Raw genomic sequence first — 26,406 nt, 5'->3', positions numbered from 1 at the left:
CCATCCATGTCCGTCATGTCCACCGGTACCGGCGCACTGCTCGCTTTCCAGCGCGCACTGCAAACCGTCAGTCACAACGTCGCCAACGCCAATACCAATGGCTACAGCCGGCAGCGCGCCAGTTTCGCCACTAACGTGCCGAATCAGTTCGGCAACTACTACGTCGGCAATGGCACCCACATCAGCGATATCTCCCGCGTTGCCGACCAGTTGGCGATCTCGCGCCTGTTCGATAGCACCGGCGAAGCGGCACGACTGAAGCAGTTATCGGACATGTCCAGCCGCGTCGATAGCGTTTTTTCCGACAAGGCCACCGGCATCGCCGGGCCGTGGTCGAACTTCTTCGACGCCACCAGCAGTTTGTCCTCCAGCGCCCCCACCACCGCTAACCGACAGAACTTGCTCGACAGTGGCAATGCGCTGGTTACCCGATTCAAGCAACTCAACGGCCAGATCGATTCGCTCAACAACGAAGTTAACGGTGGATTGGTGTCGGGCACCACCGAGGCCAACGACCTGGCCACCGAGATCGCCAAGATCAACGGCCAGATCGGCAGCAACGCCACCGATGCCTCGCCGGATTTGCTGGATCACCGCGATCAGCTGATCAGCCAACTGGTCAGCTATACCGGCGGCAGCGTGGTCCAGCAAGACGGCGGGATGATGAACGTCTACACCGCTGGCGGCCAGGCGATGGTGGTCGGCACCACCGCGTCGGTCCTGGTGACGACACAGGATCCCTACCAACCGCAGCGGCTGCAGATCGCGCTGAAGACCCCTGGTGGCTCGACCCCGCTGAGCAGCCAGGCGCTTGGCGGAAAGATCGGCGGCTACCTGGAATTCCGCAGTTCGGTGTTGGATCCGACCACGGCCGAGTTGGGCCGCATCGCCACCGGTCTGGCCAGCAGCTACAACCAGCAGCACAAAGCCGGCATGGACCTGTACGGCCAGATGGGCGGCAATTTCTTCAACCTGCCCCCACCGACCGTGGACGGCAACAGCGCCAATACCGGCAATGCGGCGTTCACCGCCAACGTCAGTGATGTGAGCAAGCTCGACGGGCAGAATCTACTGCTCAGTTACAACGGCAGCACGTGGAGCGCCAGCCGCGCCGATACCGGGGCGAGCGTGGCCATGACCGGCAGCGGCACCAGCGCCGATCCGTTCGTGGTGAATGGCGTGTCCTTACAAGTTTCAGGTACCGCCGCAGCGGGAGACAAATTCCTGCTGCAGCCCACCGCCAATGCCATCAATAACTTGTCCGTCGCCATCACCGATCCCTCGCGCATCGCGGCGGCCACACCGATCAAGGCCACGGTCAGCCTGAGCAACCAAGGAACCGGCATCGTCAGCAAAGTGCAGGCGGTGGATGCCACGAACGCCAACCTGTTGACGCCGTCCAACATCGCGTTCGTCGATGCCACCCATTACACCATCGATGGGACCGGGCCATTTGCCTACACCGCCGGGCAAACCATCAGCGCCAACGGCTGGAGCTTGACCCTGGACGGCAAGCCCTCCTCCGGCGACAGCTTCGCGGTCAGCCCGACTGGTCCCGGCTCCAGCGACAACGGCAACGCCCAACTGCTCTCTCACTTGGACGATGCCAAAGCGCTCAACGGCGGTACCATCACCCTCAACGGCGCGGTCTCCGGACTGAGCACCACCATCGGTTCGGCAGCGCGTCAGGCGCAATATTCATCCGATGCACAAAATGTGATCCAGAGCAATGCTCAGGATGCACGCGATTCGCTTTCCGGGGTGAATCTCGACGAGGAGGCGGCGAACATGCTGCAGCTACAACAGGCCTATGAAGCGGCTTCGCATATCATTTCCACCGCAGACACGATGTTTCAATCCATTCTGAGTGCGATCCGATGAGTACTCGTATCTCTAGCGGAATGATATACAACCAGTCCCTCAACACGATGCTGGACAAGCAAGGCAGGATCGCACACCTGCAACAGCAGTTGTCCACCGGACAGCGCCTGGTCACCGCCGCCGACGACCCGGTCGCCTTTGGCACCGCGGTCACCATGGATCGCGCGGACGCCGCGCTTGCCCAGTTCGGCCAAAACGCCAACATCGTGCAGAACCGACTCAACCTCCAAGAGAATGCGCTATCCCAGGCCGGCAACCTGATGGCCCGCGTTAATGATCTGACCGTGGAGGCCAACAGCGGGGCTTTGAATACCTCCAACCGCCAAGCGATCGCCTCGGAACTCAAGACACTGCATGACAGCCTGCTCAGCCTGTCCAACAGCACCGACGGATCCGGTCGCTACCTGTTCGGTGGCACGGCAGACGGCAATCCGCCATTCACCGTCGTGGGCGGCCAGGCCGTCTACAATGGCAACCAGACCCAGCGCAGTGTGGAGGTCGCGCCGGATACCAAGGTCAGCGACACGCTGCCCGGCAGCGAGATCTTCATGCGTGTCCGCACCGGCGACGGCAGCGTCGATGCGCACGCAGGTGGCAGTAATACCGGCACCGGCCTACTGCTGGACTTCAGCCGCGACGGCAGCAGTCCGGGGTGGAACGGGAGCAGCTATAGCGTGGTGTTCAGCGACCCCAACACCTACCAGGTGAAAGACAGCAGCGGTACCGTGATCAATACCGGCACCTACACAGCTGGTGAAACCCTTAATTTTGCTGGTCTGAACATGCACTTGGACGGCGCCCCCGCCGCTGGCGACAGTTTCCAGATCGGCCCCTCGACCAACAAGGATGTGTTTTCCACCATCAATGACTTGGTCAACGTGCTGAACACCGATCCGGTCACACCGACCGGCAAGGCCGCGCTGCAGAACGCGCTGCAATCGTCAATGCGCGACATCAGTCAGGCAACCTCGAAGATAAGCGCTGCACGCGCTTCTGGCGGCGCGCAGTTGGCGGCGATCGACAATGCAAGCGATCTGCGCTCTGCCAACGATGTCTCGCTGAAAACTTCACTGTCCTCGGTACGCGACCTGGACTACGCCGATGCCATCTCCAAGTACCAACTGGAACAATCCGCGTTGAAAGCGGCGCAGACCATCTTCACCCAGATGCAGTCGATGTCGCTGTTCAACATGATCCGCTGAGGCACGATCATCGCGCCGCCCCCTGGGCGTTGTTGCGTGGGATGCCTCCGCCGCGCTACCTGAGTGAATGGGGGCAGCGCTCGATATCGCCGGACTGACGCCGTGCGGCCCAGCCCGCGACCGCTGCATTCGTCACATTTTTCCAAGCCCCTAGGCGGCAGTGCATCGACCTGTTTGGCGAACTCTCCCGAGTCATGCCGTTTGACTTCGGCAATACCTAGCACCCAGGGAATCGTCGTGAAGGGCAATCATCGGGCGATGTGGTGTGTCGCCTTGCTTGCCGCGCCCAATCGGATTCGCCCCGATGTCCACTCTTTCACTGTGCGTGTCCAGGCTGGTACGGCCCCGATCCAGGCCGACATCCACCCACATGTTTATACATGGTTCAAGATCGCGCTTTAATGCACTTCAACTCGTATATGGAAAAAATGGGAACCCGGTAACGTATCCAGATGCTGTAACCGTTATACAAAGATCGTCATTGCAACCAGCGTCACAAACAATCCGCATGGATCGCTAAAGTTCGTCGAACTGCTGCCGAAACAAGCTCTTCGCCAAACGCCCGAACTACCTATTCCATTTGGATCAGCATGTTTTCCGCAGCAAATCGCTAAAGCTTGCCATCACGCCGCCGTTATTTACCTCAGCAGCGGCAAAGGCCAATTGATGGCCCCCCTGCGGAGGCTCCAGGCACCGATGGGTTGCCGGATAAATCGCTTAGAGGAGATATCAAAATGGCACAAGTAATTAACACCAATATTATGTCGCTGAATGCTCAGCGCAACCTCAATCTGAACAGCGCCAACCTGGCGACGACGATTCAACAGTTGTCGACAGGTAAGAGAGTGAACAGCGCCAAGGACGACGCTGCCGCCATTAATATCGGCGAGAATTTCACTACCCAGATCAACGGCCTGAACGTCGCTGGGCGCAACGCCAACGATGGCATCTCGCTGGCGCAGACCGCCGAAGGCGCGATGGTCGAAATCGGCAACAACTTGCAACGCATCCGCGAGCTGGCGGTGCAATCAGCCAACGCCACCAACTCCACCAACGACCGTCAGGCGCTCAACGCGGAAGTCACTCAGCTGACCTCGGAAATCGACCGCGTCGCCAACCAGACCGACTTCAACGGCACCAAGTTGCTGAACGGGTCATTCACCGGCGCACTGTTCCAGGTCGGCGCCAACGCCGGCCAGACCATCGGCATCAACACGATCGTCGATGCCAACATCAATGTGCTGGGCAAGACCGGCTTCGCCGCCACCCAGACCGGTTCGGCCGCGTTGGCCTCCGGCACCGCGACAGCCAGCGGCAGCTTCTCCGGTATGGTTGTCAACGGCATCAACATCGATAGCGTCAGCGTGGCCACTGGCGACGTCGGTTCCGATGTGTCCACCAAGATCGCCGCCGCGATCAACAACAAGATGGACCAGACCGGCGTCTACGCCTCGGTCGACAGCACCTCCGGCGCGCTGAAGCTGGAATCGATCAAGGGTGGCCAGGACTTCTCGTTCACCGCGGGCTCCGCCACTGGCGCCACCGGCATCACCTTCAGCAATGCAGGCATTACCGCTGCCACCGCCGCGGCAGGCAGTACGAACTACGTGAAGGATCTGGACATCAGCACCTTTGACGGTGCGCAGAAGGCGCTGAGCATCGTCGACAACGCGTTGAAAGCGGTGAACTCCTCGCGTGCCGACATGGGTGCGGTCCAGAACCGCTTTACCTCCGCCATCGCCAACCTGAGCTCGGCCTCGGAGAACCTGTCGGCATCGCGCAGCCGCATCATCGATACCGACTACGCCAAGACAACCGCCGATCTGACCCGCGAGCAGATTCTGCAGCAGGCCGGTACCGCGATGCTGGCACAGGCCAAGTCTGCTCCGCAGAGCGTGCTGAGCTTGCTGCAAGGCTAAGCAAAGCGATATACAAGTCACATCAGGCCCACCCGCAAGGGTGGGCTTTTTTTTACCTGCGGATTGATGGCACAAAAATTGCTTCCACATCCCGACAATCACAAATTGTAGACAAGACACTCAAGCATCGACGTCGCCTGCCGATAGTTCTCCCAAGCGCTGGCCATTCCTGTGCCAGTCACCGTAAGGAAGGCCACCATGGCTGCTACTTCTTCAATCATGTCGTCCATCGGCTCTGGCCTGGACATTCCCACCTTCGTCGCCAATCTGGTCGCCCAAGAGCGCGCGCCCCAGCAAGACCGGATCAACAAAGACGGCACCGCATCGACTGCACAACTCTCGGCACTAGGGACGATCAAGGGCGCGATGTCCAATCTGCAGACCGCGATCAAATCCCTCTCCACCAGCGCCGATACCGGCGCGTTCAATGCCACTGTCGCCGATGGCGCCGGGTATACCGCCAGCGTCACCTCGAACGCCACTGCGGGCAATTACAACGTTGAAGTGGTCAGTTTGGCGCAAGCGCAAAAGCTAACCTCGGCGGCTTATGCCAGCACCGCGACGGTCGGTAACGGCACATTGACGATCGCCTATGGCACTAACTCGCTCAATGTCACCATCGTCCCAGGCAGCACACTCAACGATATCGCCGCGGCGATCAACAAGGCCGCCGGGGGCAAAGGTGTGAGCGCCAGCGTGGTCAACGCCGACGATGGCAACCACCTGGTCCTCAATGCGGTAAGTACCGGAACGGCAGGCGCATTGACCGTCACCGCTTCTGGTGGCGACGGCGGTCTGGCCGCATTAACCTATCCAAGCAGTAGCAGTAGTAGCAGTAGTAGCAGTAGTAGCAGTAGTAGTAGTAGTAGTAGTAGTAGTAGCGCCAGTGGCATGACCCAGAATACCGCCGCCACCAACGCGGTCGTGCGCGTCGACGGTTTTACACGCACCTCCAGCAGCAACTCCATCGCCGATCTAGCCCCTGGCGTCGTCCTGAACCTGACCAAGGCCATTCCGGGCAGCACGTTCAAACTCAACATCGCCAACGACAACAGCGCGTTGAAGGGAAATTTGACTGCCCTCGTCAGTGCTTACAACGCAACCAATACCGTGCTGAACTCCTCCAGCGACTACAATGCAACCACCAAGACATCCTCCCCGTTGACCGGCGATGCGATGGTGCGTGGGCTGCAGCAATCATTACGCAAGCAGGTCAGCGACAACATCACCGCCCTCGGCGCGCTAGGGGTCACCATCGACAAGGACGGCGTGATGAGCTTCGACAGCGGCAAGTTCGACAGCGCGATGGCCAGCAACTCTGCTTCGGCCAAGAGCATGTTCGGCGCCAATGGCAGCTTCACCTCAGGGATGAACACCCTGCTCAACGGCAATCTGGACGGGACCAACGGGACACTGACACAACGCACCAACGCGCTCAACAAGCACATCAGCGACCTGACCGATCAACTCAGCGACCTGGACAAACGCATGTCGACGCTGAGCGACCAGTACACTGCCAGATTCAGCGCAATGAATACACTCGTCGCACAAATGCAATCCATTCAAAGCAGCCTTGCCCAACAATTTGGATAATGAAAATCGCGTCAAAAAAGCTCAAGTCCACATGCATTCCAGCCGATATATTATTTAGTAGCAACAGTCATTTCGGACTGGCAGCATGCAACCGCAGCGGCATCTTTGCCGTCAACGGTGACAATGCGATGCAATAGGTCACTTGAGGGAGTTTCATATGTATGGTTCCAGTCGCCAATGTGCCGAGCAGTATCGCAAGATGAGCATCTCCACCAGCATTACCGATGCGAACCCGCACAAGCTGGTGGCGATGTTGTTCGATGGTGTCTGCCAGCGTATCCGCCAAGCACAGGCATCCATGGCACAAGGCGACCAAGCGCGCAAAGGCAAGGCGATCGGCCAGGCCTGCGCCATCGTCAGCCATCTCAACGGCTCGCTCGATCATCAAGCTGGCGGTGAGATCGCCAACAACCTCTCGGCTCTGTACGATTACGTGATGCGCCGACTGACCGAAGCCAACCTGCATAACGACGAAAGCGCGCTGATCGAATCGTTGGAATTGCTCAGCGAGATCAGCGGCGCCTGGAACGCCATTCCGGTGCAACAGCGGGAACTGACTGAGGCCGCTGTGGCATGAGTACTCCAACCATCAGCATCGCCTCGTTGCATGCCCAACTGACCCAGTTGCAGCAGGTGCTGAAGACCGACGAACATGCCCTTGCCGAGCGCATTGTCACCGATCACGCGGAGCAACTTCAGCAATATCTGCAACAGGACGGCGCGGACATCTCGCGTGAAACATTGCAAAAACTGCTGCAACGGCAACAAGCTGTGACCGCGCAGATGGTTCAGTTACGCGACGAGGCTGCCGCTTGGCTACGCGCCAATCGCTATTTCAACAATGCCACCCGCTTATATTCGCAAGCTGGATTACTGAGATGAACGGCGTGTCCGACGGCACCTTGCACCATCGTGCCGAGACCGAACTGTTCCACGATACCCTGAGCTGCGAACTGACATTACCTGCCGACTTTCTGCTCGGGCCCGGCATTGGCCGCTTGGGCGCAGCCGAAACGCTACTGAGAGGACTCGCCCAGGTCGAGGATCTGCGTGCAGAGGACGGTAGCGACGAGCGCGGCGAAGCCTCCCTGCACTTGCAGCGCATGGACGCCAAGCTCGACCTGATGCTGGTACTGCTTGGCCGGTTGGCCCGGCAACACGAAGACACACTGCCGCTGCGCCCATTGCGTTGGTCGCGGCGCGGTATCCGGCTGGAGTTGGGGAAGCACTCTGGCGCCCTCGCGGGGGCTGCAGGCCTGCTCCGGCTGCAACCGTCCGACTGGCTGCCCGATCACTTGGAACTGCCGGTACAGGTCCTGGACGAAGCCACTGACTCGGGCCGTTTCCATCTCTGGCTACAATTCGAGACACAACCGCCAAGCATGGAAGAAGCGATGGAACGTCATCTGTTTCGCCTGCACCGCCGACAGATCGCCGACAGCAAACGTGCCCGCTGAGCAGGCGCCACCTGCCCACTGCACCCCGGCAAGGTTGGCGGCAGCCACCGACTGGGCTAATGTGCGATTCCTGAAAGAAGGATCTTGCACCGTGCGAGTCATCATAGTCGACGATCACACCCTGGTACGTGCTGGCCTGAGCCGGCTGCTACAGACGTTCGCGGACGTCGATGTGGTCGCCGAGGCCAGTAATGCCCAGCAGGCGCTGGACCTCACGGTCCTACATCGCCCCGATCTGGTACTGATGGATCTTTCCCTACCCGGACGCAGCGGTTTGGATGCGCTCACCGATGTCCTGCACAGCGCGCCTAAAACCCGTGTGGTGATGATGTCCATGCACGATGACCCGGTACACGTGCGTGATGCGCTGGACCGCGGCGCCACCGGCTTCGTGGTCAAGGACGCCGCGCCATTGGAATTGGAACTAGCGCTGCGCGCGGCCAATGCGAACCAGATGTTCTTGAGCCCGCAGATTTCCTCCAAAATGATCGCGCCGATGCTCGGGCGCGAACGCCCAGTCGGCATTGCCGCACTCTCGCCACGGCAACGCGAGATCCTGCGCCAGATCGGTCGCGGTCAAAGCAATAAAGAAATCGCATCGGACCTGGGCATCAGCGTCAAGACCGTGGAAACCCATCGCGCGCGGATGATGGAATCGCTCGGTTGCAGGCGTGCCAACGATCTGGTGTTGCTGGCCGCGCGCCACCAGAACGAGTTGATCTGAACCGTCGTGACGTCATCCCGACACCTGGCGCTGGCATGACGTTTGCCTGTACCCGGTGAACGACGGCACCACACCGTCGGCTCTCCGCCCCGTCTGGCTTGACACCGTCGACAGTCCGACGTTCCTGACAAGTCTGTCAGGATTTCCCCTACATGCCGTCAGGAATTTGACCACTTCGCTCAGAAACCCCCTGATTCTGTTACCGTCGGATGGCAAGCACTATGCATTCCATAGGCGCTGAAGGTTTTGCGTCGAGCCGAGGAAGTTCGCATGAAGCCGACCGTTTCCGCCCAATTGGGCCAACAACTGCATCTGACACCGCAACTCTTGCAGTCGATCCGACTGCTGCAGCTCGATGGTTTGCAATTGGAAATGGAGATCCGACGCGCGCTGGAAAACAATCCGCTGCTGGAACTGGAAGAACCCGAAGCGGAGACCGAAGCAGAGACCGGGGTCGAAGCGATCCTGCAAACTGCGGCATTCGACGAATTACCGGAATCCTCGATGTGGGATGTCCCGGCCACGGGCTGGAACGAAGGCGAAGACGACCGCCTGCAACACATCGCTGCTGGCGAGTCCAGCGACCCGCACCTGCGCGTACTGCAACGGCTGGCGCTGGAATTGCCCCCGCGCGAGATTGAAGCAGCCGCGTTCTGGCTGGAGCACTGCGACGATGCCGGTTACCTCGACGACGCGCTGGACACGCTGACCCTACTCGCATGCGCGCGCCTGGATCTGTCCGCCGCGCAGGTGGAAACGGCGCGCCAGCGCCTGCTGCACGGCGATCCCGCCGGACTGGCCGCCTGCGATTTGCGCGAGTGCTTGCACGTACAACTGCACGATCTGCCGGGTCCAGTCCCCGGCCGCCATTTGGCCGCGCGCATCCTCGATGGCGACCTGCACCTGCTGGCCAGCCACGACTACGCACTGCTGGCACGCAAGCTCGACGCTGAAGCCGAAGATGTCCGCGCGGCGGTCCGGCTCATCCTGTCGCTGCAACCGCGCCCCGGTGACAGCCTGCAACCGCAGGATCTTGGCCATGTGATCCCAGACGTGGTCGCCTGGCAAGCCGACGGCAGCTGGCGTGTGGCACTGAACCCGGCAACCACCCATCGTGTCAATATCAATCCCATGCACGAGCGCGCCCTGGCCGAGGCCGGCGAGGCGGCGCAGCCGCTGCGCGAAATGCTGCAAGAGGCCCGCTGGCTGACCCGCGGCCTGTCGATGCGCTACGAGACCCTGCTTCGCACCACGCGTAGCATCGTCGAACGTCAAGCCGCATTTCTGAACAAGGGCGAAGAGGCCATGGCGCCACTGACCCTGAAAGAAGTGGCCGATGCGATCGGCATGCACGAGTCCACCGTCTCGCGGATCACCACCGGAAAATATCTACAAACGCCGCGCGGCACCTTCGAGCTGAAGCACTTCTTCGCCGTGCGCCTGGAAGGCGCGGCGGTGTCCGGTCAGGCGGTGCGCGCGATGGTGCGACGGCTGATCGAATCCGAGCCAAGCAGCCGACCGCTAGCCGACGAGGCGATCGCTGCGCTACTGTCGCGTCAGGGGGTAAACGTGGCCAGGCGTACCGTGGCCAAGTATCGTGAACAATTGGATATCGCTCCGGCACGCGAGCGCCGCCGCGGCAGCAAGCCGCTATTGGCCCGCACAGGCTAAGGGAACTACCGCACATGAACAAATTGTCCGTACTTCTGGTCGACGACCACGAGGGCTTCATCAACGCCGCGATGCGCCACTTCCGCAAGCTCGAATGGATGGACGTGATCGGCAGCGCCGCCAATGGCCTGGAAGCCATCGAACGTTCCGAGTCGCTACGCCCGCAAGTGGTGCTGATGGATCTGGCGATGCCGGAAATGGGTGGACTGCAGGCCACCCGCCTGATCAAGACACAGGACCAGGCACCCTATATTGTGATTGCCAGCCATTTCGACGATGCCGAACACCGCGAGCACGCCATGCGTGCCGGGGCCGACAACTTCGTCAGCAAGCTGTCCTATATCCAGGAAGTGATGCCGATCCTGGAGGGGCTACGTACCGAAGGAGTACCGACATGAGCGAATCGCGGATCCTGGTGATCGATGACGACGCCTTACGCGCCGAGCGTACTGTCAGCCTGCTCGAATTCATGGATCTCAACCCACGCTGGGTCACCGATGTCGCCGACGTCCAGCCTGGTCGCCACCGCCAGACCGAGTGGATGGCGATCCTGGTCGGCGGGCTAGAGGACCAAGTGCAGGCCGATGCATTTTTCGGCTGGGTCGCACGCAGTCCGTTGCCACCCCCAGTGCTATTACTCAAGGACGACGCCCAGGCGTTCGCACAACGGCATGGTCTGCACGAGGCGAATGTGTGGCAACTGGAAGCACCGCTGCGCCATGCGCAACTGGAGACACTATTGCGCCGCGCCAGCCTCAAACGCTTGGATGCCGAGCACCAGGCCGGCGCCGCACAAGACAACGGGCCAACCGGCAATAGCGAGGCGGTCACCCTTTTGCGGCGGCTGATCGACCAAGTGGCTGCCTTCGACACCACGGTCCTAGTGCTCGGCGAATCCGGCACCGGCAAGGAAGTCGTGGCCCGCGCAATCCACCAGAAATCGCCGCGCTGCGACGGCCCATTCGTCGCGATCAACTGCGGCGCGATCCCGCCAGACCTATTGGAAAGCGAACTGTTCGGCCACGAAAAAGGATCCTTCACAGGCGCTCTGAGCGCGCGCAAGGGTCGCTTCGAGATGGCAGAAGGCGGCACGCTGTTGTTGGACGAAATCGGCGACATGAGTCTGCCGATGCAGGTCAAACTGCTGCGCGTACTGCAGGAGCGTAGCTTCGAGCGCGTCGGCGGCAACGTCACCATCCGCTGCAATGTACGGGTGATCGCAGCGACCCACCGCAACTTGGAAGAACGCATCGCCGACAACCAATTCCGGGAAGACCTTTTCTACCGCCTCAACGTGTTCCCGATCGAGATGCCGGCGCTGCGCGAACGCAACGACGATCTGCCCGCGCTGGTCCACACCATCGCCGCGCAACTGGCACGCACTGGACGCGGCGAGGTACGCTTTTCCGAAGAGGCGCTGCAAGCATTGTGCAACTACGAGTGGCCGGGCAACGTGCGTGAATTGACCAATCTGGTCGAACGCTTGGCGGTCTTGCATCCGGGCAGTCTGGTGCGGGTGCAGGACTTGCCGGCGCGTTACCGCGGCGATTTCGCCTCCTCAATCGACGTCTCTGCGCCACCGTCGCCGATCACGACAACGGAACCACGGCGGCTACCCAACGTGGTCGACCTGCGTACCGGCGGCAAGCTGCATGGCGAGTACTCACAGGCTACGCAGGTGGCTGCAACGCTGCCGGAAAGCGGGCTGGATCTACGCGGACACATGGCCAACATCGAGTTGGCGCTCATCAACGAGGCGCTGGAGCGCACCCAGGGTGTGGTCGCGCACGCAGCGCAGTTGCTGGGTCTTCGCCGCACCACACTGGTCGAAAAACTGCGCAAATACGGCATCGACCGCGATCAGGCCGAACTGGCCAGCTGATACCACCAAGGGGACGGCCACCGATACACGCCGCCGTGGGGACGGCATCGGCACGTCACGCCCCTGGGAATACTTGCCGTCGTGGCATCCAGACGCTGTCACCAGAGGGATTGTCTACGCAAGCAGACGCTGGCCAGCTGCGGCATGGTCTGCATGCCTGTCGCATGTGTCAGTGTGTTCTGGAGAGAGTGGACAGGCATCAATGGCATATGGCTTGCTTCACCTCGCAGTGAACCGGTCGCATACATCCGCGCCCTTGGATTCTCCACCCGTCGCCAGGCAGGCCACCATGCCCATTCCCGTCACCAGTCCGCTGCTGCCGCCCCTGGAGGAGTTCGTACCGTATCTGGAAAAGATCTGGCGCAGTCGCATCCTGACCAACGGTGGCGACATGCACCAGGCACTGGAAAAAGCGCTGGCGGATTACCTGGGCGTCAGCCATCTGGCGCTACTGACCAACGGCACACTGGCCTTGCTCACCGCACTGCAGGCGCTACGCATCACCGGCGAGGTCATCACCACGCCCTACTCGTTCGTCGCCACTACACATGCCCTGTTGTGGAAAGGGATCAAGCCGGTGTTCGTCGACATCGACCCACTGACGATGAACCTGGATCCGCTCAAGATCGAGGCGGCGATCACCCCGCACACCACCGCAATCATGCCGGTGCATTGCTACGGCACGCCCTGCGACACGGCAGCAATCGAGCGCATCGCCGACACCTACAACCTCAAGGTCATCTACGACGCCGCGCATGCGTTCGGGGTCAAGGACGCGGGAGGCTCGCTGCTGCGTCACGGCGACCTGAGCGTGCTCAGCTTCCATGCCACCAAGGTGTTCAACACCTTCGAAGGTGGCGCCATCGTGTGCCCGGACGCGAAAACGTACCAACGCATCAGCCGGCTGAAGAACTTCGGTTTCGTCGATGAAACCACCGTGGTCGCTACCGGCATCAACGGCAAGATGAGCGAGATCAACGCCGCGTTCGGCCTGCTGCAACTGCAACATATCGATGCCGCACTGGCGCAGCGCGGCGCGATCGATACGCATTACCGGCGACGCTTGGAGCAAGTGCCTGGAGTCCGCTGCCTGCCGCCACGTGCGCCAGGGCTGGCCAATTACGCCTCGTTCCCGATTCTCATCGAAGAGGCGTTTCCATTGAACCGCGACGCCCTGCATCGCTTGATGCGCAGCCACGGCATTGTGGTCCGGCGTTATTTCTACCCGCTGATCAGCGATTTTCCCATGTACCGCGGCCTGCCCTCGGCGGCCCCCGCAGGGCTGCCGGTTGCCCGGCAGATGTCCGAGCGGGTCCTGTGCCTGCCGATCTATCCCGGTCTGACTCCGGAACAGGTCGACGCAATCGCCGACCTGATCGCCGCGGCGGGCGACATCGCACCCGCTTCAACGTCCAGTTACACCCCTTCCTCTTTCGCAAATTCCATGGAAACAGCATGAGCCAAGCCGCATTTATCGAAAACTTCCTGTCTGCGACGGATTTTCAGACTCCGGTCGAAGTGAACCTGGAAACCGTGTTGCGGGCGTTGCCCGAATGGGATTCGCTGGCGGCGTTGGGGGTCATCGTGATGTTCGATATGGAATACGGCAAGACCATCACCGGCGAGCACCTGACTGCGGCCATCACCGTGGGCGATCTCTATCAGCTGGCCGAGGCATAGTCCATGCCCACGTCCACGCTGCACAACGTGCGTTTTGCCGGCATGGCGACCTGTGTCCCGAAGCGGGTCGTCTCCAATCTGACCGATTGCCGGCCGCAGATCCGTTCCGAGCGCGAGCGGCTAGTGCGCAACATCGGCATCGAAACCCGGCGCATGGCCGCGGATTGGCAGTGCTTTTCCGATTTGGCTTTCGATGCAACACAGGTGCTGCTGGAACAACTGCAGTGGCAACGCGAGGACATCGATGCGCTGATCGTGGTCACCCAATCGCCGGACTATCCGGTCCCGGCGACCGCAATCATTCTGCAAGACCGACTCGGCTTGCCGCACACGACCGTCGCCTTCGACGTCAACCTGGGCTGCTCGGCGTATCCGTTCGGGATCAATCTCCTTGGCGCAATGATCGCCTCCGGCGGGGTCAAGAAAGGGCTGCTGCTGGTCGGCGACCGCAGCGCCACCTTCGACGATCCGATCTTTTCCGATTCCGGCACCGCGACCGCGCTGGAATTCAGCGCCAATGCGCCGCCGATGTACTTCGATCTCAACAGCGATGGCAGCGGCCACCGCGCGATCATCCTGCCGGTGGGCGGGCATCGCGAGCCAATCGGGGTACAGCATCTGATGCCCTACCGTGCCGACGAAAACGACTACTGGCACCGCGGCGTGGACTTGCAACTGGACGGGGTGGCGGTGCTCAGTTTCTCCACCCAGCGGGTGCCGCCAGCAGTGCAGAAACTGCTCGACTACAGCGGCGTGCCCAAGGACCAGATCGACTACTTCGTGTTCCACCAGGCCAACCGGATAATCAACGAGACCATCCGCAAGAAGCTGGGCCTGCCAGCGGACAAGGTTCCCTCCACCCTGCACGACTTCGGCAACACCAGTGGCGCCTCGCTCCCGGTCACCATGACCGCACGGATCAACAAGCAACTGGAGTCCGGCCGCAAGCGCGTGCTGCTGTGCGGCTTCGGCATCGGCCTGTCGTGGGGCACCTGCCTGGTGGACATCGAGGGCGCCGTGTTTCCCGATTTGATCGAGTCGTGAGTATGGCCCCTGCCGCAAACACAGACGCCTTTGCACTCAAGGGCAAGACCATCCTAGTGACCGGCGCCTCCTCCGGCATCGGCGCAGCCGTCGCCACCTTATGCTCACGGCTGGGGGCCACGCTGGTGTTGAATGGACGCGACGAGACGCGGCTGCAGGCGGTGGCTTCCATCCTGCACGGCAGCGAACACCGCACGGTCGCCGGCGACCTGACCGAGGAGGCGACCCGCACCCGCCTGCTTGAAGCCGCCGAGCGTTACCACGGCCTGGCCTCGTGCGCCGGCATTGCCGCGCTGGTGCCGTTCCGGATGGCCGCCGAAAAGCATTTGCAGCAGATGCTGGCGGTGAACTACCTGGCGCCGATCCTGCTGACACAGCAGTTGCTGGCCAAGCGCCGCCTGCACGAGGGGGCGGCGCTGGTGTACGTGTCCGCCTTGACCGCACGTGCGGCACCACAGGCCAGCGCCGGTTACGGCGCATCCAAGGCGGCGCTGGAAGCCGCGGTGCGCTCGTTGGCGCTGGAACATGCCAGACATCGCATTCGCGCCAACTGCATCGCCCCAGGCTACGTGGACACGCCGATGCTGAGCAGGTTGGGCAGCACCGCGGACATGGACGACAAGATTGGGCTGACTCCGTTGGGACGGATCGACCCGAACGATATCGCCAACGGCGCCGTCTACCTGCTGTCCGACGCCAGCCGCTGGATTACTCGCAGCACCTTGACCATCGACGGCGGGATCTCCCTGCCGATCCGCCTATGACCCTGGAGAACCCCATGTCCGTTGCTGATGCGACATCCGGACTGCTGCGCGAGCTCTACGGCGTACACGACAAGACCGTGCTGGTCACTGGCGCATCCAAGGGCATCGGCGAAGCCGTGGCCAGGGCCTGTGTCAGCGCCGGGGCGCGCCTGCTCATCGCTGGGCGCGACGCAGCGCGGCTGCAAGCCGTCATGGACACATTACCCGGTGAAGGCCACCGCGTATTCGCCGGCGACCTGAGCGATGCGGCCACAGTGCAACGGCTGGCGACCGAAAGCGGCCCGCTCGACGGCGTAGTCCATAGCGCCGGCATCCGCGGCCTATCACCGATGAAACTGGTCAGCGAGAGCTTCCTCAACGAGGTGATAACGATCAACTACATCGCGCCGACGATGCTCACCCGGCATCTGCTCGCGCGCCAGTCGCTGCGTCCCGGTGGTTCCATCGTCTTCCTCTCCTCCATTGCCGCGCTCACCGGCACCGTCGGCGTCGGTCCCTATGCCGGTTCCAAGGCCGCGCTGATCGGCATGTTGCGGCCGTTGGCTCTGGAACTGGCGCGACGCAAGATCCGTGCGAATGCACTGTGCCCTGGCCTGGTCGAAACCTCGTTGATCAACGAGGACAAGGCCTGGTTCGAGGAAAGCCGCAAGCGCTATCCGCTCGGCATCGGCGCCCCCAACGACGTGGCCCTGGCATGCCTGTACTTCCTCTCCGACGCCAGCAGCAAGGTGACCGGACAGGCCTTCAGCATGGACGGCGGCGTGGAATTCGCATGAATGACAGCCCTCCTCAACACGTGCTGATCATCGGCGCCGGCGGCTTCGGCCGCGGCATCGCGGCGATGGCCCGCCATGACGACCCGGCCTACGGACACGCCTGGGACATCAAGGGCTTCCTCGATAGCCGCAGCACCTTGGCGACGACCAGCCCCTGGCCGATCGTCGGCGAGCCGGATAGCTACGCGCCAGTCCCCGGCGACCTGTTCGTGTGCGCGCTCGGCGAGCCGGCCGCACGCCGCCGCTACAGCCAGCCACTGCTGGCGCGCGGCGCGGACTTCATGGTGCTGCGCCCACGCCTGCGCGAGGCCTCGCCCACCGCGATCGGGCGCGGCAGCCTGTTCGAAGTCGGCGTATCGATCGGCGCGGACTGCCGCATCGGCGAGTTCGTCACCATCCTCGCCACCACCATCATCGGCCACGACGTGGTCATCGGCGACTACGTACAGATCGGCAACTTCGTGTTCGTCGGTGGCGGCGTCACCATCGGCAGCGACGTGGTCATCCACCCGCATTCCACCCTGATCCCCGGGATCACCATCGGCGATGGCGCGGTGATCGGCGCCGGCAGTGTGGTGGTCAAGGATGTGTCGCCGCAGGTCACCGTGGCCGGTAATCCGGCGCGCGTCATCTTCCAACGTTGATACTGGCGACCAGGATCCTCGCGCATGCCCCGTCACGCACTCGACGCCACGCACTACACCAGCCCGGACACCTTTCGCCTGGAGCAACAACGGCTATTCGGTCGGCTATGGATCTTCGTCGGCTTCGCCTCGCTGGTGCGCGAGCGCAACCAATTCTTCGCCCGTCAGGTCGCCGGCGTGCCGGTGCTGGTGCAACGCACCGACGCTGGCATCCGCGCCTTCCTCAACCAATGCCCGCACCGGCAATCGGCGATCCAGAGCGAACCCCACGGCAAACGCCCCTTGGTGTGCCCGTACCATGCCTGGTCGTTCGGCGCCGAGGGCGAGCTGCGTGGGTTGCCCAATTCCGGCCTGTACCAATTCACCGCAGAGGAAAAAGCCGGCATCTGCCTGACCAAGCTGCACCTGCAGCAGGTCGGTGAACTGCTGTTCGTGAATCTGGCCGGACAACCGTTGCCATTGGAGGAACAATTTACTCCGGAGTTCCTGGAGAACGTACGCGTCGCGTCCTCACACCTGGATTCGCAGATCATCTACAGCTGCCATCGCGTGCGCTACAACTGGAAGCTCAACATGGAGAACGTGAAGGACTACAACCATCTACCGTTCATCCATCCAAAGACCTTCAATCCGCTGATGACCGCCACTCCCAAGTCATCCGCTCAGGTGGAACGGCCGGCCGAAGTGCCATCCGTGGTCGAGCAGTTGCTGCAAGCAGGCCACGCCCCTACCCTCGATGCGCTGAGTTTCCCTGCCAAGGCGGAGATGGCCGACCACGACAATTGGTACCGCCCACTGTGCGAGCGCTATGGCGAGGATTCCGCGTTCTACAACTGGTTCGTCTATCCGAACGTCAACTTCTACAGCGTACGCGGCGACTCCTTCGTGCTACAGCAGTACGACCCGATCTCGCCCAATGAAACCGACTACCACCTGTGGGTGGCTACCGCGCGCCGCAAGAACGAGCGTACCGATTTCACTGCGTTGCTGAGTACATTGATCCGCATCGAGCATCAGGTCATCGCCGAGGACACCGCCGTGTTGGAACGCCTGCAAGCGCACCTCGGCCCCCATTCCCCAGCGAGCATGCACGGCGACTACGAAACCGAACTGGTCCGCCAGCACCTGTGGTACCGCACCAACGTGCTGGAGGAAGCACGATGAAAACGTTGCTGCTGCTCGGCGACGGCAGCGCGCTGGAACAAGCACAACGCACCGCGCAGGCGTGTGGTTTGGTCCATGTCAGCCTCGCGCTGCACTCCTCCGACCGCTACAACTTCGACCTGAGCGAACTGCACACTAGCCATGCGGCGGCGGACACTGAAGTGTTCGTCGCGCTCGACGAACGGGCGGTCAATCAGTCCCGACACAAGCTGCTGGCCGACGTGCGTCTGGCCGGCTACCGCACCATCGATCTGGTCTGGCCGCAGGCGCATCTCGATGCCGGCGTGCGGCTGATGGGCAATGTGTACGTGGGGCCTGGCTGCAATCTCGCGGCGGGCAGCAGCATCGGCGCGGGTACCTGGCTGGAACGGCAGGTGATTGTCGAACAGGATGTACGAATCGGCGCCTGCGCCACACTGCATGCCGGCGTCCATCTTGGACGCGGCACTCAGATCGGCCAAGGCAGTACCCTGGGCAGCGCCAGCATGACCCGCAGCGACAGCAAGATCGGCCGGCATTGCGAATGGTTGCTTCCTGGGATGCTCCCGGAGGTATTGCCCGACCGTTGCTTTTACGATGCGCTGATGCCGAACGGAGCACGGATTCTGTGCTGACAGCACACAGTGGTTGCACGCTAATGACCTAAAACCGTCCAGTAGCAAGACATTGCAACGTTATACAAGTATGGGAGAGCGACATGGCTGGGCTTCCAAGCTTGCCAATGCTGGCAACTGTTCTGGCGACCATCGCAGCAATCTCCACCAACCCCCATCTCCCGAGTGCATCCATGACCGACACCTCAAGCACGCCTCGTGACGAAACAGACCTGATTGCACACTGCGCAGACGCGGGCGGCGCGATCTTTATGGCACCCAGCTCGACTCTCGGTGGGATCTATGCAACCCATGCGGCGGCGGCTCTGGTCGAGCGCGCTCCGGGCATCAAGATCATTGCCCTGGACGATGTGCTGTATAAGGGGCATATCGCCGACATGGGTTTCAGTGATATCCGGCCTACCAACGCGTTCCGGAACGACCCGAGACTGGCGGCGCTACCCACCATCAACTGCGCATTCATGCCGACCGCATGGCTGTACTTCGCGCAATTGCAAGGCGCAGGCAGCGGGCGCCGCATCGATCTTCCGGAGCTGTTGTACGCCCTGGATATCCCACTGGTGTATCAGACCGGTCGTATAACCCGCGAGCTGACCCTAGCACACAGCGCGCAATTCGCCGCACTACGCGAACGCCTCGCCGATCCCCTGAGCATGCGCACGCTCGATGCCGTGCTGCAAATGCGGATGAACGGCGACCGGCGACCGTTGCTGGACGTGCTGTGCCCGATGGAGCAGGAATACTTCTCCGTTTACCCCACCAACGCACATCCGCTGCGGATCGGTGCGAACGAGCACTACGTGGACATCGGCGCCTACCGCGGCGACACGGTGAAGAAGTTTCGCGCCGCCTCGCGCCATGGCTACGCATCGATCCACGCGTTCGAGCCGGATCCGGCCAACTTCGCCGCGCTGCAACGCGACCTCGCGGACGATGCCGGGCGCACGGTCCTGCACAATGCAGCGGTCTCCGATGTCGCTGGAACCCTGGCCTTCCACGCGGAAGGCACCATGGGCAGCCGGCTCGATGCCAACGGCACGGTGATGGTTCCAAGTGTCCGCCTGGACGACCTGATCGAACGCGCCACGATGCTGAAAATGGATGTGGAGGGATTCGAGCCGCAGGTGCTGCGTGGCGCCGCCGGACTAATCCAGCGCTGCCGCCCGCGCATGGCCATCACCTGCTACCACCACGCGCTCGACCTGCTGGAGATCGTCGCCGTCCTCGACCAAATCCTGCCGGATGCGCAACTGCGTCTGCGCCAGTATGCAATGTACTTCTTCGATACCGTCCTCTACGTGGAATAACCGCGCGGCGCGTTTGCGCATGGCGCAGATCAAAAACTGCACGCCGCTATCGAACGCAGGACGCTGCCCTCCCGTATCGACAAAAGTAAGCAAGCGAAACCACCGAGCCTGGTCAGCAGCATGCCGCCACCGCGACGCTGCGCAAGGACCGGCATACATGTTGCATCGGGCATGGATCGGGCGCGATGCGCTCCATGTCATTTCTTTTGAGACGGCCTAGCGTTTATGAGTCCCCTCCCCCTGGTCAGCGTGGTCATGCCGGCCTACAAGGCACGCTACTTCGAGCAGACGCTCGACAGCGTACTCGCGCAGACCTACCCGACGCTGGAGCTGGTGATCTGCGACGACAACCCCGATGACGCGATCGCGGCCATCGTGGAGCGCCGTCGCGCCGACGCACGCCTGCCGATCCGCTACCACCGCAACCCGAGCCGCTACGGCGAATTGGGCAGCACCGTGCGCGGCATCGCGCTGGCCGAGGGCGAGTACCTGAAGTTCCTGCACGACGACGATGTGCTGGAAACGGACTGCATCGCGGCGCTGGTCGCCGCCATGCGCAGCCACCCGAATGTGGTGCTGGCCTCGTCGCGGCGCCAGCGCATCGGCAGCGACGATGCACCACTAGAAGACATCCCCGCCACCGCCTTCCCATTCGCAGACGATGTGCGGCTGGACGGTCCGCAACTGCTGTCCTTCCTCGCCGACCACACCATCAACTTCATCGGCGAACCCAGTTGCGTGCTGTGCCGGCGCCGCGATTTGCTGGAGTTCGGCGATCAGTTGATGTCGTTGGACGGCCGGGTGACGCATTGGGTCGGCGACCTGTCGATGTACGCCAAACTCCTGCATCGCGGCGATCTGGCTTTGCTGGCCAAGCCACTGACCCGCTTTCGCGTGTCGCAAGAACAGTACAGCCAGACCGGCCGCGATCAGCCGGGGATCGGCGATCAGGGCCACGACGATTTCCGCCGCGGCGTGCGCGCGATGGGCTGGTATCGAGGAGATGGCGACGTGCGTCTGGTCGGGGTGACGCCCTTGGCCGGCGGCAGCACCGCACCGGTAGACCTGATACAGGCCATCCAAACCGCCTATGCACGTAGCCGCATACAAGACGCCTTACGCGACTGGCAGGCGCGCCGGCAACCGACGCCGGTCCAACGCGCGCTCATCGACGCACGCATGGCCGCACTGGGCGGCCCGGCACGGCTCGCGGTGCTGATCGATGCGCGCGCAACCGAGATCGCCGCCGTGGACACGACGCTGCACAGCCTGCTGCTGGACGGCGCCGCTTTCGTCCACCTGCGCGTCCTCGTCCTCAGCGAGGGCACCGCGACGCCGTGGCCGGACCCGAGGGTGCAATCGCTAGCGCCGCTGGCAGCCAACGCCGATGCCGCCGCGATGAACGCCGCCGTGGAGGCAAGCGCGGCGAGCGACTGGTGCCTGCGCGTCGTCGCTGGAACCCGCTTCTGCGCGGGCGGCCTGCTGCGCCTGCTGCTGGAACTTGCCCAGCATCCGCAGTGCAGCGCGCTGTATGCGGACGAATGGCTGGCGCTGGACGCACAGACCCTGGCGCCGGTGCTGCGCCCGGACCCGGACCTGGATCTGTTGCTGGGCAACCCGCTCGCCACCGCTGGCCACTGGATTTTCCGCCGCACCCTGGTCCGCGAACTGGGGGGTTTCGATCCCCGCTACGACGGCGCCAGCGAACTGGAATTGATCCTGCGCCTGTTCCTGCGCGATGCCGGCGCCAGCATCGCGCATCTAGCCGAACCGCTGTTGATTACCTCACCGGCACCGGCCGATGCCGGCGCTGACGCCCGCCAACAGGCCATCGTGGCGCATCTGCTGGCACGCGGTTACACCGACGCCAGGGCCGATGCGCTGCCAGGCGGACTGTGGCGAATCGACTACGGCCACGCCCAACAGCCGCCGGTCTCGATCGTCTTGCTGGGACAGGACAATCTATCGGCACTGCAAAGTGTGGTGGTCAGCCTGCTCGAGCACACCACCTACCCGGCTTACGAACTGCTTCTGGTCGACAACGTCAGCATCGCACCCGCCATCACCCAATGGATGCAAGCCGTGGCCGAGTTGGGCAACGGCCGCATCCGCGTGTTCGCGCTGGAACAACGCGTCAGTCAGGCCGAAGCCCGCAATCTGGCGGCGACGCAAGCACAGGGCGAGTACCTGTTGTTCCTGGACGCTGACAGCAATCTGGTCCAGGGCAGTTGGCTGCACGCACTGATGAACCACGCACAGCGTCCGGAAGTGGGCATCGTCGGCGCCAAGGGCGTTTCCAGCGATGGCGCGATCACCCACGCCGGGCTATTGCCGGGCCTGCTGCGTGACGCCGGCCACGCGTTTGCCGGCGAGGCGATGGCACAGCCTGGCTATATGGGTCGGTTGCAGGTGACGCATCGTTACAGCGCCGTCTCCGAGCGCTGCCTGTTGGTGCGGCGCGCACTGTTCGAGCAGTTGTCGGGCTTCGACGCCGCCGCGTTCGGCACAGGCGGCGCTGATGTGGATCTCTGCCTGCGTGCCGCGGCGCAGGGCCAATGGACGCTCTGGACACCCGATGCGCTGCTGCTGCAACCCACCGCAGCAGCGCGTGCGGACGCCGCCACTGATGCCCTGCTACAGCGCTGGCTACCGGCAATGGCGCACGACCCCGCCCATTCGCCCAGTCTGAGCCTGGACCAGCCTGGCGGCTTCAAATTGGGCGAATCCGATTTTTCCTGGCAGCCACTTTCGTGGAAGCCCTTGCCGCGCGTGCTGGCGCATCCGGGCGATGCGTTCGGCAGCGGTCATTACCGCGTGATCCAGCCATTTCAGGCGCTCGCCACCGCCGGACAGATCGATGGCGTTTACTACGCACGACTGCTCGATCCGGTGGAAACCGAACGCATCGGCGTCGACGCGGTGATCGTGCAGCGCCGGGTCGGCGATGCGGAACTGGCGCAAATGGAACGACTACGCCGCTTCTGCGACACATTCAAAGTCTACGAACTGGACGACTACCTCCCCAACCTGCCATTGAAGAGCGTACACCGCGCGCAGATGCCCAAAGACGTGCTGCGTTCGCTGCGCCGTGCCGCCAGCCTGGTGGACCGGGTGGTGGTGTCCACGCCGGCCCTGGCCGATGCCCTTGCCGGCCTGCACGCGGACATCCGGGTCGTGCGCAATCGCCTGGCCCCGGATATGTGGGGCGCATTGGCCGTACCGGCACGCGCGATCTCGGACAAGCCACGGGTCGGTTGGGCCGGTGGCGCCAGCCATACCGGCGATCTCGAACTGATCGCCGACGTGGTCAAGGCATTGGCCGGCGAAGTGCATTGGGTCTTCATGGGCATGTGCCCGGAGCGGCTGCGCCCGCATGTGGCCGAGGTGCATGCCGGTGTGGACTTCGCCCGCTATCCCCAGGCCCTGGCCGCGCTCGAACTGGATCTGGCCCTGGCGCCGCTGGAAGACAACCTGTTCAACCGCTGCAAAAGCAACCTGCGCCTGCTCGAATACGGTGCCTGCGGCTACCCGGTGGTGGCCAGCGACCTGCCACCCTACCGTGACGGTGGACTGCCCACGACCTTGGTGAAGAACCGTTTCCGCGACTGGGTCACGGCGATCCGCGCGCATCTTGCCGATGACCACGCGCGCACCGCGGCAGGCGCCGCACTGCAAGCCGCAGTAAAACGCGACTGGATGTTACAGGGTGCAAACCTGGAGGAATGGCGAACGGCCTGGTTGCCCGACTGAACGCCGCCCAGCAACGCACTGCGAACCAGGCCCCCGTTCACCTCACCAGTGAAGTCCAGCACTGTCGCTACCTCCACCGACAGCGGCGTCAATCGCCTGGCATGCCTGGCGTTGGCAGCGCACGCCGCCGCGTCAGGAAGTCGACGCGGCACATGTCACTCCCGACAGTCGACCTTGCCAACAGTTTAGGCACACGGTTTGCATTGCTGGATGGGCCGCCTTCCGGCATGGACTTTCACGTATGAGCGACTCCATCAGCTCCATTCTTTCGCAAATCCGCAGCTACCAGGGCCAAGTCGGCCAGGCAGCCCCGGCGCGGGTGGGCGATACGGCGCGTAGTAATGCGATCGAGGGCCTGACCGGCAACCAGGGCGTCCAAGGTCCGAGCTTCAGCGAGACCCTGCGCAACGCAATCAGTGGCGTCAACGAGGCTCAGCAGAACTCAGGCAATCTTGCCAAAGCATTCGAATTGGGAGATCCCAATGCCGGCCTGGCCAAAGTCATGCTGGCCGCACAGCAGTCCCAGGTGGCGTTCCGCGCCACGGTGGAAGTCCGCAACCGACTCGTCCAGGCGTACCAGGACGTGATGAACATGCCGCTGTAAGGTAGAAGACGATGGCGCTTGCGCTCAGCAAAGAAACAATCAACAGCGAAAAAGCGGGCGCCTGGTTCGATCGCCTGCAGAGCCTACAGATCACCCGACGCATCGGCTTGATGGCGATGATCGCGGTGGCCGTGGCTGCTGGCCTGTTCGTATTTTTCTGGTCGCAGAAACCGGACTACACCCCGCTGTACACCGGCCTGGACGAGAAAGGCACGGCCGAGGCCACCGACCTGCTGCGCACCGCGCAGATCCCATTCAAGCTCGACCCGAGCACCGGTGCGATCACCGTGCCGCAGGAAAAACTCTACGACGCCCGGTTGAAACTGGCCGGCTCCGGCCTGACCGACAGCAGCGGCAACATGGGCTTCGAAGTGATGGAAAAAGATCCGGGCTTCGGGGTCAGCCAATTCGTGGAGAACGCGCGCTACCAGCACGCATTGGAAACCGAGCTGGCGCGTACCATCGCCAGCCTGCGCCCAGTGCGCGAGGCGCGAGTACACCTTGCCATCCCCAAGCCGAGCGCGTTCACCCGTCAGCGCGAAGCCGCCAGCGCCTCGGTGGTGCTGGAACTGCGTGGCGGCAATACCTTGGAACGTAACCAGGTCGATGCGATCGTCAACATGGTGGCCTCCAGCATTCCGGATCTATCGCCGAACCGGGTGACCGTGGTCGACCAGAGCGGACGCATGCTGACCATCGCCGACCCCAACAGCGACGCCGCACTCAACGCCGCCCAGTTCGACCAGATCCGCCGCCAGGAAAGCTCCTTCAACCAACGCATTCGCGAGTTACTGGAACCGATGACCGGCCCCGGTCGGGTCAATCCGGAAGTCAGCGTGGACATGGACTTCTCGGTGACCGAAGAAGCACGAGAGCTGTACAACGGCGATCCGCCCAAGCTGCGCAGCGAACAGGTCAGCGACAGCAACACCAGTAAGGGCGGTCCGCAAGGCGTACCGGGCGCGACCAGCAACTCGCCTGGTGCCACCCCGACAGGTCAGCCAGCCGCCGCAGGTACCCCGGCTGCTGCGGCAGGGGCAAACCAGCAGGCCGCCAACCCGACCGAGAGCTCCAAGAGCGCTACCCGCAATTACGAACTGGACCGCACCCTGCAACATACTCGCCAGCCAGCAGGCCGGATCAAGCGGGTGTCGGTCGCGGTGCTGGTGGACCATGTGCCCCGGCCCGGTCCCAAGGGCAAGATGGTCGAACAGGCCCTGAGCGCGGCCGAACTGACGCGTATCGAAGGGCTGGTCAAGCAGGCGGTCGGCTTCAACGCCGAGCGCGGCGACACCGTCTCGGTGATGAACGCTCCGTTCGTGCATGAAGCCACGGAAACCACCGACAAACCCAGTTGGTGGCAGGATCCGCGGGTGATGAGCGGATTACGTATGGTGCTCGGCGCCGCCGTGGTGTTGGCGCTGCTGTTCGGCGTGCTGCGCCCAGCGCTGCGCCAGATCGCCGGGCCAGCCCCGGCGGCCGGCGCCAAAGACAACGACAACGCGACACCCCACGATGCCAAGTTGTCGATGCTGGAAGACGGCAACCCGATGCTGCAGTCGCTGGGCGAAGACACCGCCAGCATCGCCGGCAGCGGCAATCCCGCCATCGCCCTGCCCGACGCTTACGAAGAACGTCTGCGCCTAGCCCGCGAAGCAGTCAAACAGGATTCCAAGCGCGTGGCGCAAGTCGTGAAGGGATGGGTGGCCAGTGAAGCCTGAGGCAAGCCC

General features: G+C 62.7%; 24 protein-coding genes. 23 read left to right on the top strand and 1 reads right to left on the bottom strand.

Features of this window, described 5'->3' with window-relative positions; translation table 11 throughout:
• Positions 1–6 precede the first annotated feature (6 nt).
• The 3 genes from flgK (at position 7) to XalbCFBP2523_RS01090 (ending at position 5,002) form a co-directional block, all read left to right on the top strand.
• Entirely contained in the window at positions 7–1,881 is a 1,875-nt protein-coding gene (flgK, locus tag XalbCFBP2523_RS01100) for a flagellar hook-associated protein FlgK (protein WP_045757990.1), read from the top strand.
• Complete coding sequence (flgL, locus tag XalbCFBP2523_RS01095) at positions 1,878–3,083, top strand: flagellar hook-associated protein FlgL (RefSeq protein ID WP_045765692.1); 1,206 nt, start codon at positions 1,878–1,880, stop codon at positions 3,081–3,083. The genes flgK and flgL overlap by 4 nt, the downstream gene beginning before the upstream one ends.
• 734 nt (positions 3,084–3,817) lie before the next feature.
• Positions 3,818–5,002: a flagellin gene (locus tag XalbCFBP2523_RS01090; protein ID WP_045765691.1), complete on the top strand. Its 1,185-nt coding sequence runs from the start codon at positions 3,818–3,820 to the stop codon at positions 5,000–5,002.
• A 98-nt stretch (positions 5,003–5,100) separates the two neighbouring features.
• Here the strand turns inward: XalbCFBP2523_RS01090 and XalbCFBP2523_RS17305 are convergent, their stop codons facing one another.
• Positions 5,101–5,232, bottom strand: coding sequence for a hypothetical protein (locus XalbCFBP2523_RS17305; protein ID WP_268989570.1), 132 nt, complete (start codon positions 5,230–5,232; stop codon positions 5,101–5,103).
• Between XalbCFBP2523_RS17305 and fliD the strand changes: the two genes are divergently transcribed.
• The 20 genes from fliD to fliF all read left to right on the top strand — a co-directional run bounded on the left by fliD (position 5,201) and on the right by fliF (position 26,397).
• Positions 5,201–6,595 (top strand): flagellar filament capping protein FliD, encoded by a 1,395-nt coding sequence (gene fliD / locus XalbCFBP2523_RS01085; RefSeq protein ID WP_045765690.1) that lies wholly within the window; start codon positions 5,201–5,203, stop codon positions 6,593–6,595. The two genes, XalbCFBP2523_RS17305 and fliD, sit on opposite strands and share 32 nt — an antisense overlap.
• A gap of 157 nt (positions 6,596–6,752) precedes the next feature.
• Positions 6,753–7,172, top strand: a complete 420-nt coding sequence (fliS, locus tag XalbCFBP2523_RS01080) for a flagellar export chaperone FliS (RefSeq protein WP_012915926.1) — start codon at positions 6,753–6,755, stop codon at positions 7,170–7,172.
• Positions 7,169–7,477: a hypothetical protein gene (locus XalbCFBP2523_RS01075; RefSeq protein ID WP_045765689.1), complete on the top strand. Its 309-nt coding sequence runs from the start codon at positions 7,169–7,171 to the stop codon at positions 7,475–7,477. The genes fliS and XalbCFBP2523_RS01075 overlap by 4 nt, the downstream gene beginning before the upstream one ends.
• A complete protein-coding gene (locus XalbCFBP2523_RS01070) occupies positions 7,474–8,052 on the top strand; it encodes a PilZ domain-containing protein (RefSeq protein WP_045765688.1) in 579 nt (192 codons plus the stop codon). The genes XalbCFBP2523_RS01075 and XalbCFBP2523_RS01070 overlap by 4 nt, the downstream gene beginning before the upstream one ends.
• A gap of 91 nt (positions 8,053–8,143) precedes the next feature.
• The gene (locus tag XalbCFBP2523_RS01065; RefSeq protein WP_012915923.1) at positions 8,144–8,776 is read left to right on the top strand and encodes a response regulator; all 633 of its coding nucleotides are present in this window, start codon (positions 8,144–8,146) and stop codon (positions 8,774–8,776) included.
• A 270-nt stretch (positions 8,777–9,046) separates the two neighbouring features.
• Entirely contained in the window at positions 9,047–10,447 is a 1,401-nt protein-coding gene (rpoN, locus tag XalbCFBP2523_RS01060; RefSeq protein ID WP_045765687.1) for an RNA polymerase factor sigma-54, read from the top strand.
• Positions 10,448–10,461: 14 nt separating this feature from the next.
• Positions 10,462–10,845, top strand: coding sequence for a response regulator (locus XalbCFBP2523_RS01055; protein ID WP_012915921.1), 384 nt, complete (start codon positions 10,462–10,464; stop codon positions 10,843–10,845).
• Positions 10,842–12,329 carry a sigma-54 dependent transcriptional regulator gene (locus XalbCFBP2523_RS01050; RefSeq protein WP_045765686.1) on the top strand — a complete coding sequence of 496 codons (1,488 nt, stop codon included), beginning with the start codon at positions 10,842–10,844 and terminating at the stop codon, positions 12,327–12,329. Before XalbCFBP2523_RS01055 ends, XalbCFBP2523_RS01050 begins: the two co-directional genes overlap by 4 nt.
• Before the next feature lie 289 nt (positions 12,330–12,618).
• Positions 12,619–13,788 carry a DegT/DnrJ/EryC1/StrS family aminotransferase gene (locus tag XalbCFBP2523_RS01045; RefSeq protein WP_045765685.1) on the top strand — a complete coding sequence of 390 codons (1,170 nt, stop codon included), beginning with the start codon at positions 12,619–12,621 and terminating at the stop codon, positions 13,786–13,788.
• Positions 13,785–14,009, top strand: coding sequence for an acyl carrier protein (locus XalbCFBP2523_RS01040; protein ID WP_012915918.1), 225 nt, complete (start codon positions 13,785–13,787; stop codon positions 14,007–14,009). Before XalbCFBP2523_RS01045 ends, XalbCFBP2523_RS01040 begins: the two co-directional genes overlap by 4 nt.
• Positions 14,010–14,012: 3 nt before the next feature.
• The gene (locus XalbCFBP2523_RS01035) at positions 14,013–15,053 is read left to right on the top strand and encodes a ketoacyl-ACP synthase III (RefSeq protein ID WP_045765684.1); all 1,041 of its coding nucleotides are present in this window, start codon (positions 14,013–14,015) and stop codon (positions 15,051–15,053) included.
• Positions 15,054–15,055: 2 nt separating this feature from the next.
• On the top strand, positions 15,056–15,817 hold the full coding sequence (locus XalbCFBP2523_RS01030; RefSeq protein ID WP_045765683.1) for an SDR family NAD(P)-dependent oxidoreductase: 762 nt from the start codon (positions 15,056–15,058) through the stop codon (positions 15,815–15,817).
• A gap of 14 nt (positions 15,818–15,831) precedes the next feature.
• Complete coding sequence (locus XalbCFBP2523_RS01025; RefSeq protein ID WP_045766700.1) at positions 15,832–16,593, top strand: SDR family NAD(P)-dependent oxidoreductase; 762 nt, start codon at positions 15,832–15,834, stop codon at positions 16,591–16,593.
• Complete coding sequence (locus XalbCFBP2523_RS01020; RefSeq protein ID WP_045765682.1) at positions 16,590–17,237, top strand: NeuD/PglB/VioB family sugar acetyltransferase; 648 nt, start codon at positions 16,590–16,592, stop codon at positions 17,235–17,237. The genes XalbCFBP2523_RS01025 and XalbCFBP2523_RS01020 overlap by 4 nt, the downstream gene beginning before the upstream one ends.
• A gap of 24 nt (positions 17,238–17,261) precedes the next feature.
• Positions 17,262–18,401 (top strand): aromatic ring-hydroxylating oxygenase subunit alpha, encoded by a 1,140-nt coding sequence (locus tag XalbCFBP2523_RS01015; protein WP_045765681.1) that lies wholly within the window; start codon positions 17,262–17,264, stop codon positions 18,399–18,401.
• Positions 18,398–19,015 (top strand): acetyltransferase, encoded by a 618-nt coding sequence (locus XalbCFBP2523_RS01010; protein WP_045765680.1) that lies wholly within the window; start codon positions 18,398–18,400, stop codon positions 19,013–19,015. The genes XalbCFBP2523_RS01015 and XalbCFBP2523_RS01010 overlap by 4 nt, the downstream gene beginning before the upstream one ends.
• Before the next feature lie 173 nt (positions 19,016–19,188).
• Positions 19,189–20,322: an FkbM family methyltransferase gene (locus XalbCFBP2523_RS01005; protein ID WP_045765679.1), complete on the top strand. Its 1,134-nt coding sequence runs from the start codon at positions 19,189–19,191 to the stop codon at positions 20,320–20,322.
• Between the two features lie 225 nt (positions 20,323–20,547).
• The gene (locus tag XalbCFBP2523_RS01000; RefSeq protein WP_045765678.1) at positions 20,548–24,072 is read left to right on the top strand and encodes a glycosyltransferase; all 3,525 of its coding nucleotides are present in this window, start codon (positions 20,548–20,550) and stop codon (positions 24,070–24,072) included.
• Between the two features lie 241 nt (positions 24,073–24,313).
• Entirely contained in the window at positions 24,314–24,676 is a 363-nt protein-coding gene (gene fliE / locus XalbCFBP2523_RS00995; protein WP_012915908.1) for a flagellar hook-basal body complex protein FliE, read from the top strand.
• Between the two features lie 11 nt (positions 24,677–24,687).
• Positions 24,688–26,397, top strand: a complete 1,710-nt coding sequence (gene fliF, locus XalbCFBP2523_RS00990) for a flagellar basal-body MS-ring/collar protein FliF (RefSeq protein ID WP_045765677.1) — start codon at positions 24,688–24,690, stop codon at positions 26,395–26,397.
• Positions 26,398–26,406 lie beyond the last annotated feature (9 nt).

The sequence above is a fragment of the Xanthomonas albilineans genome (assembly GCF_002939705.1).
GTDB lineage: Bacteria > Pseudomonadota > Gammaproteobacteria > Xanthomonadales > Xanthomonadaceae > Xanthomonas_A > Xanthomonas_A albilineans.
The sequence above is the reverse complement of the archived record's forward strand: the minus strand, read 5'-3'. Positions and strand labels throughout refer to the sequence as shown.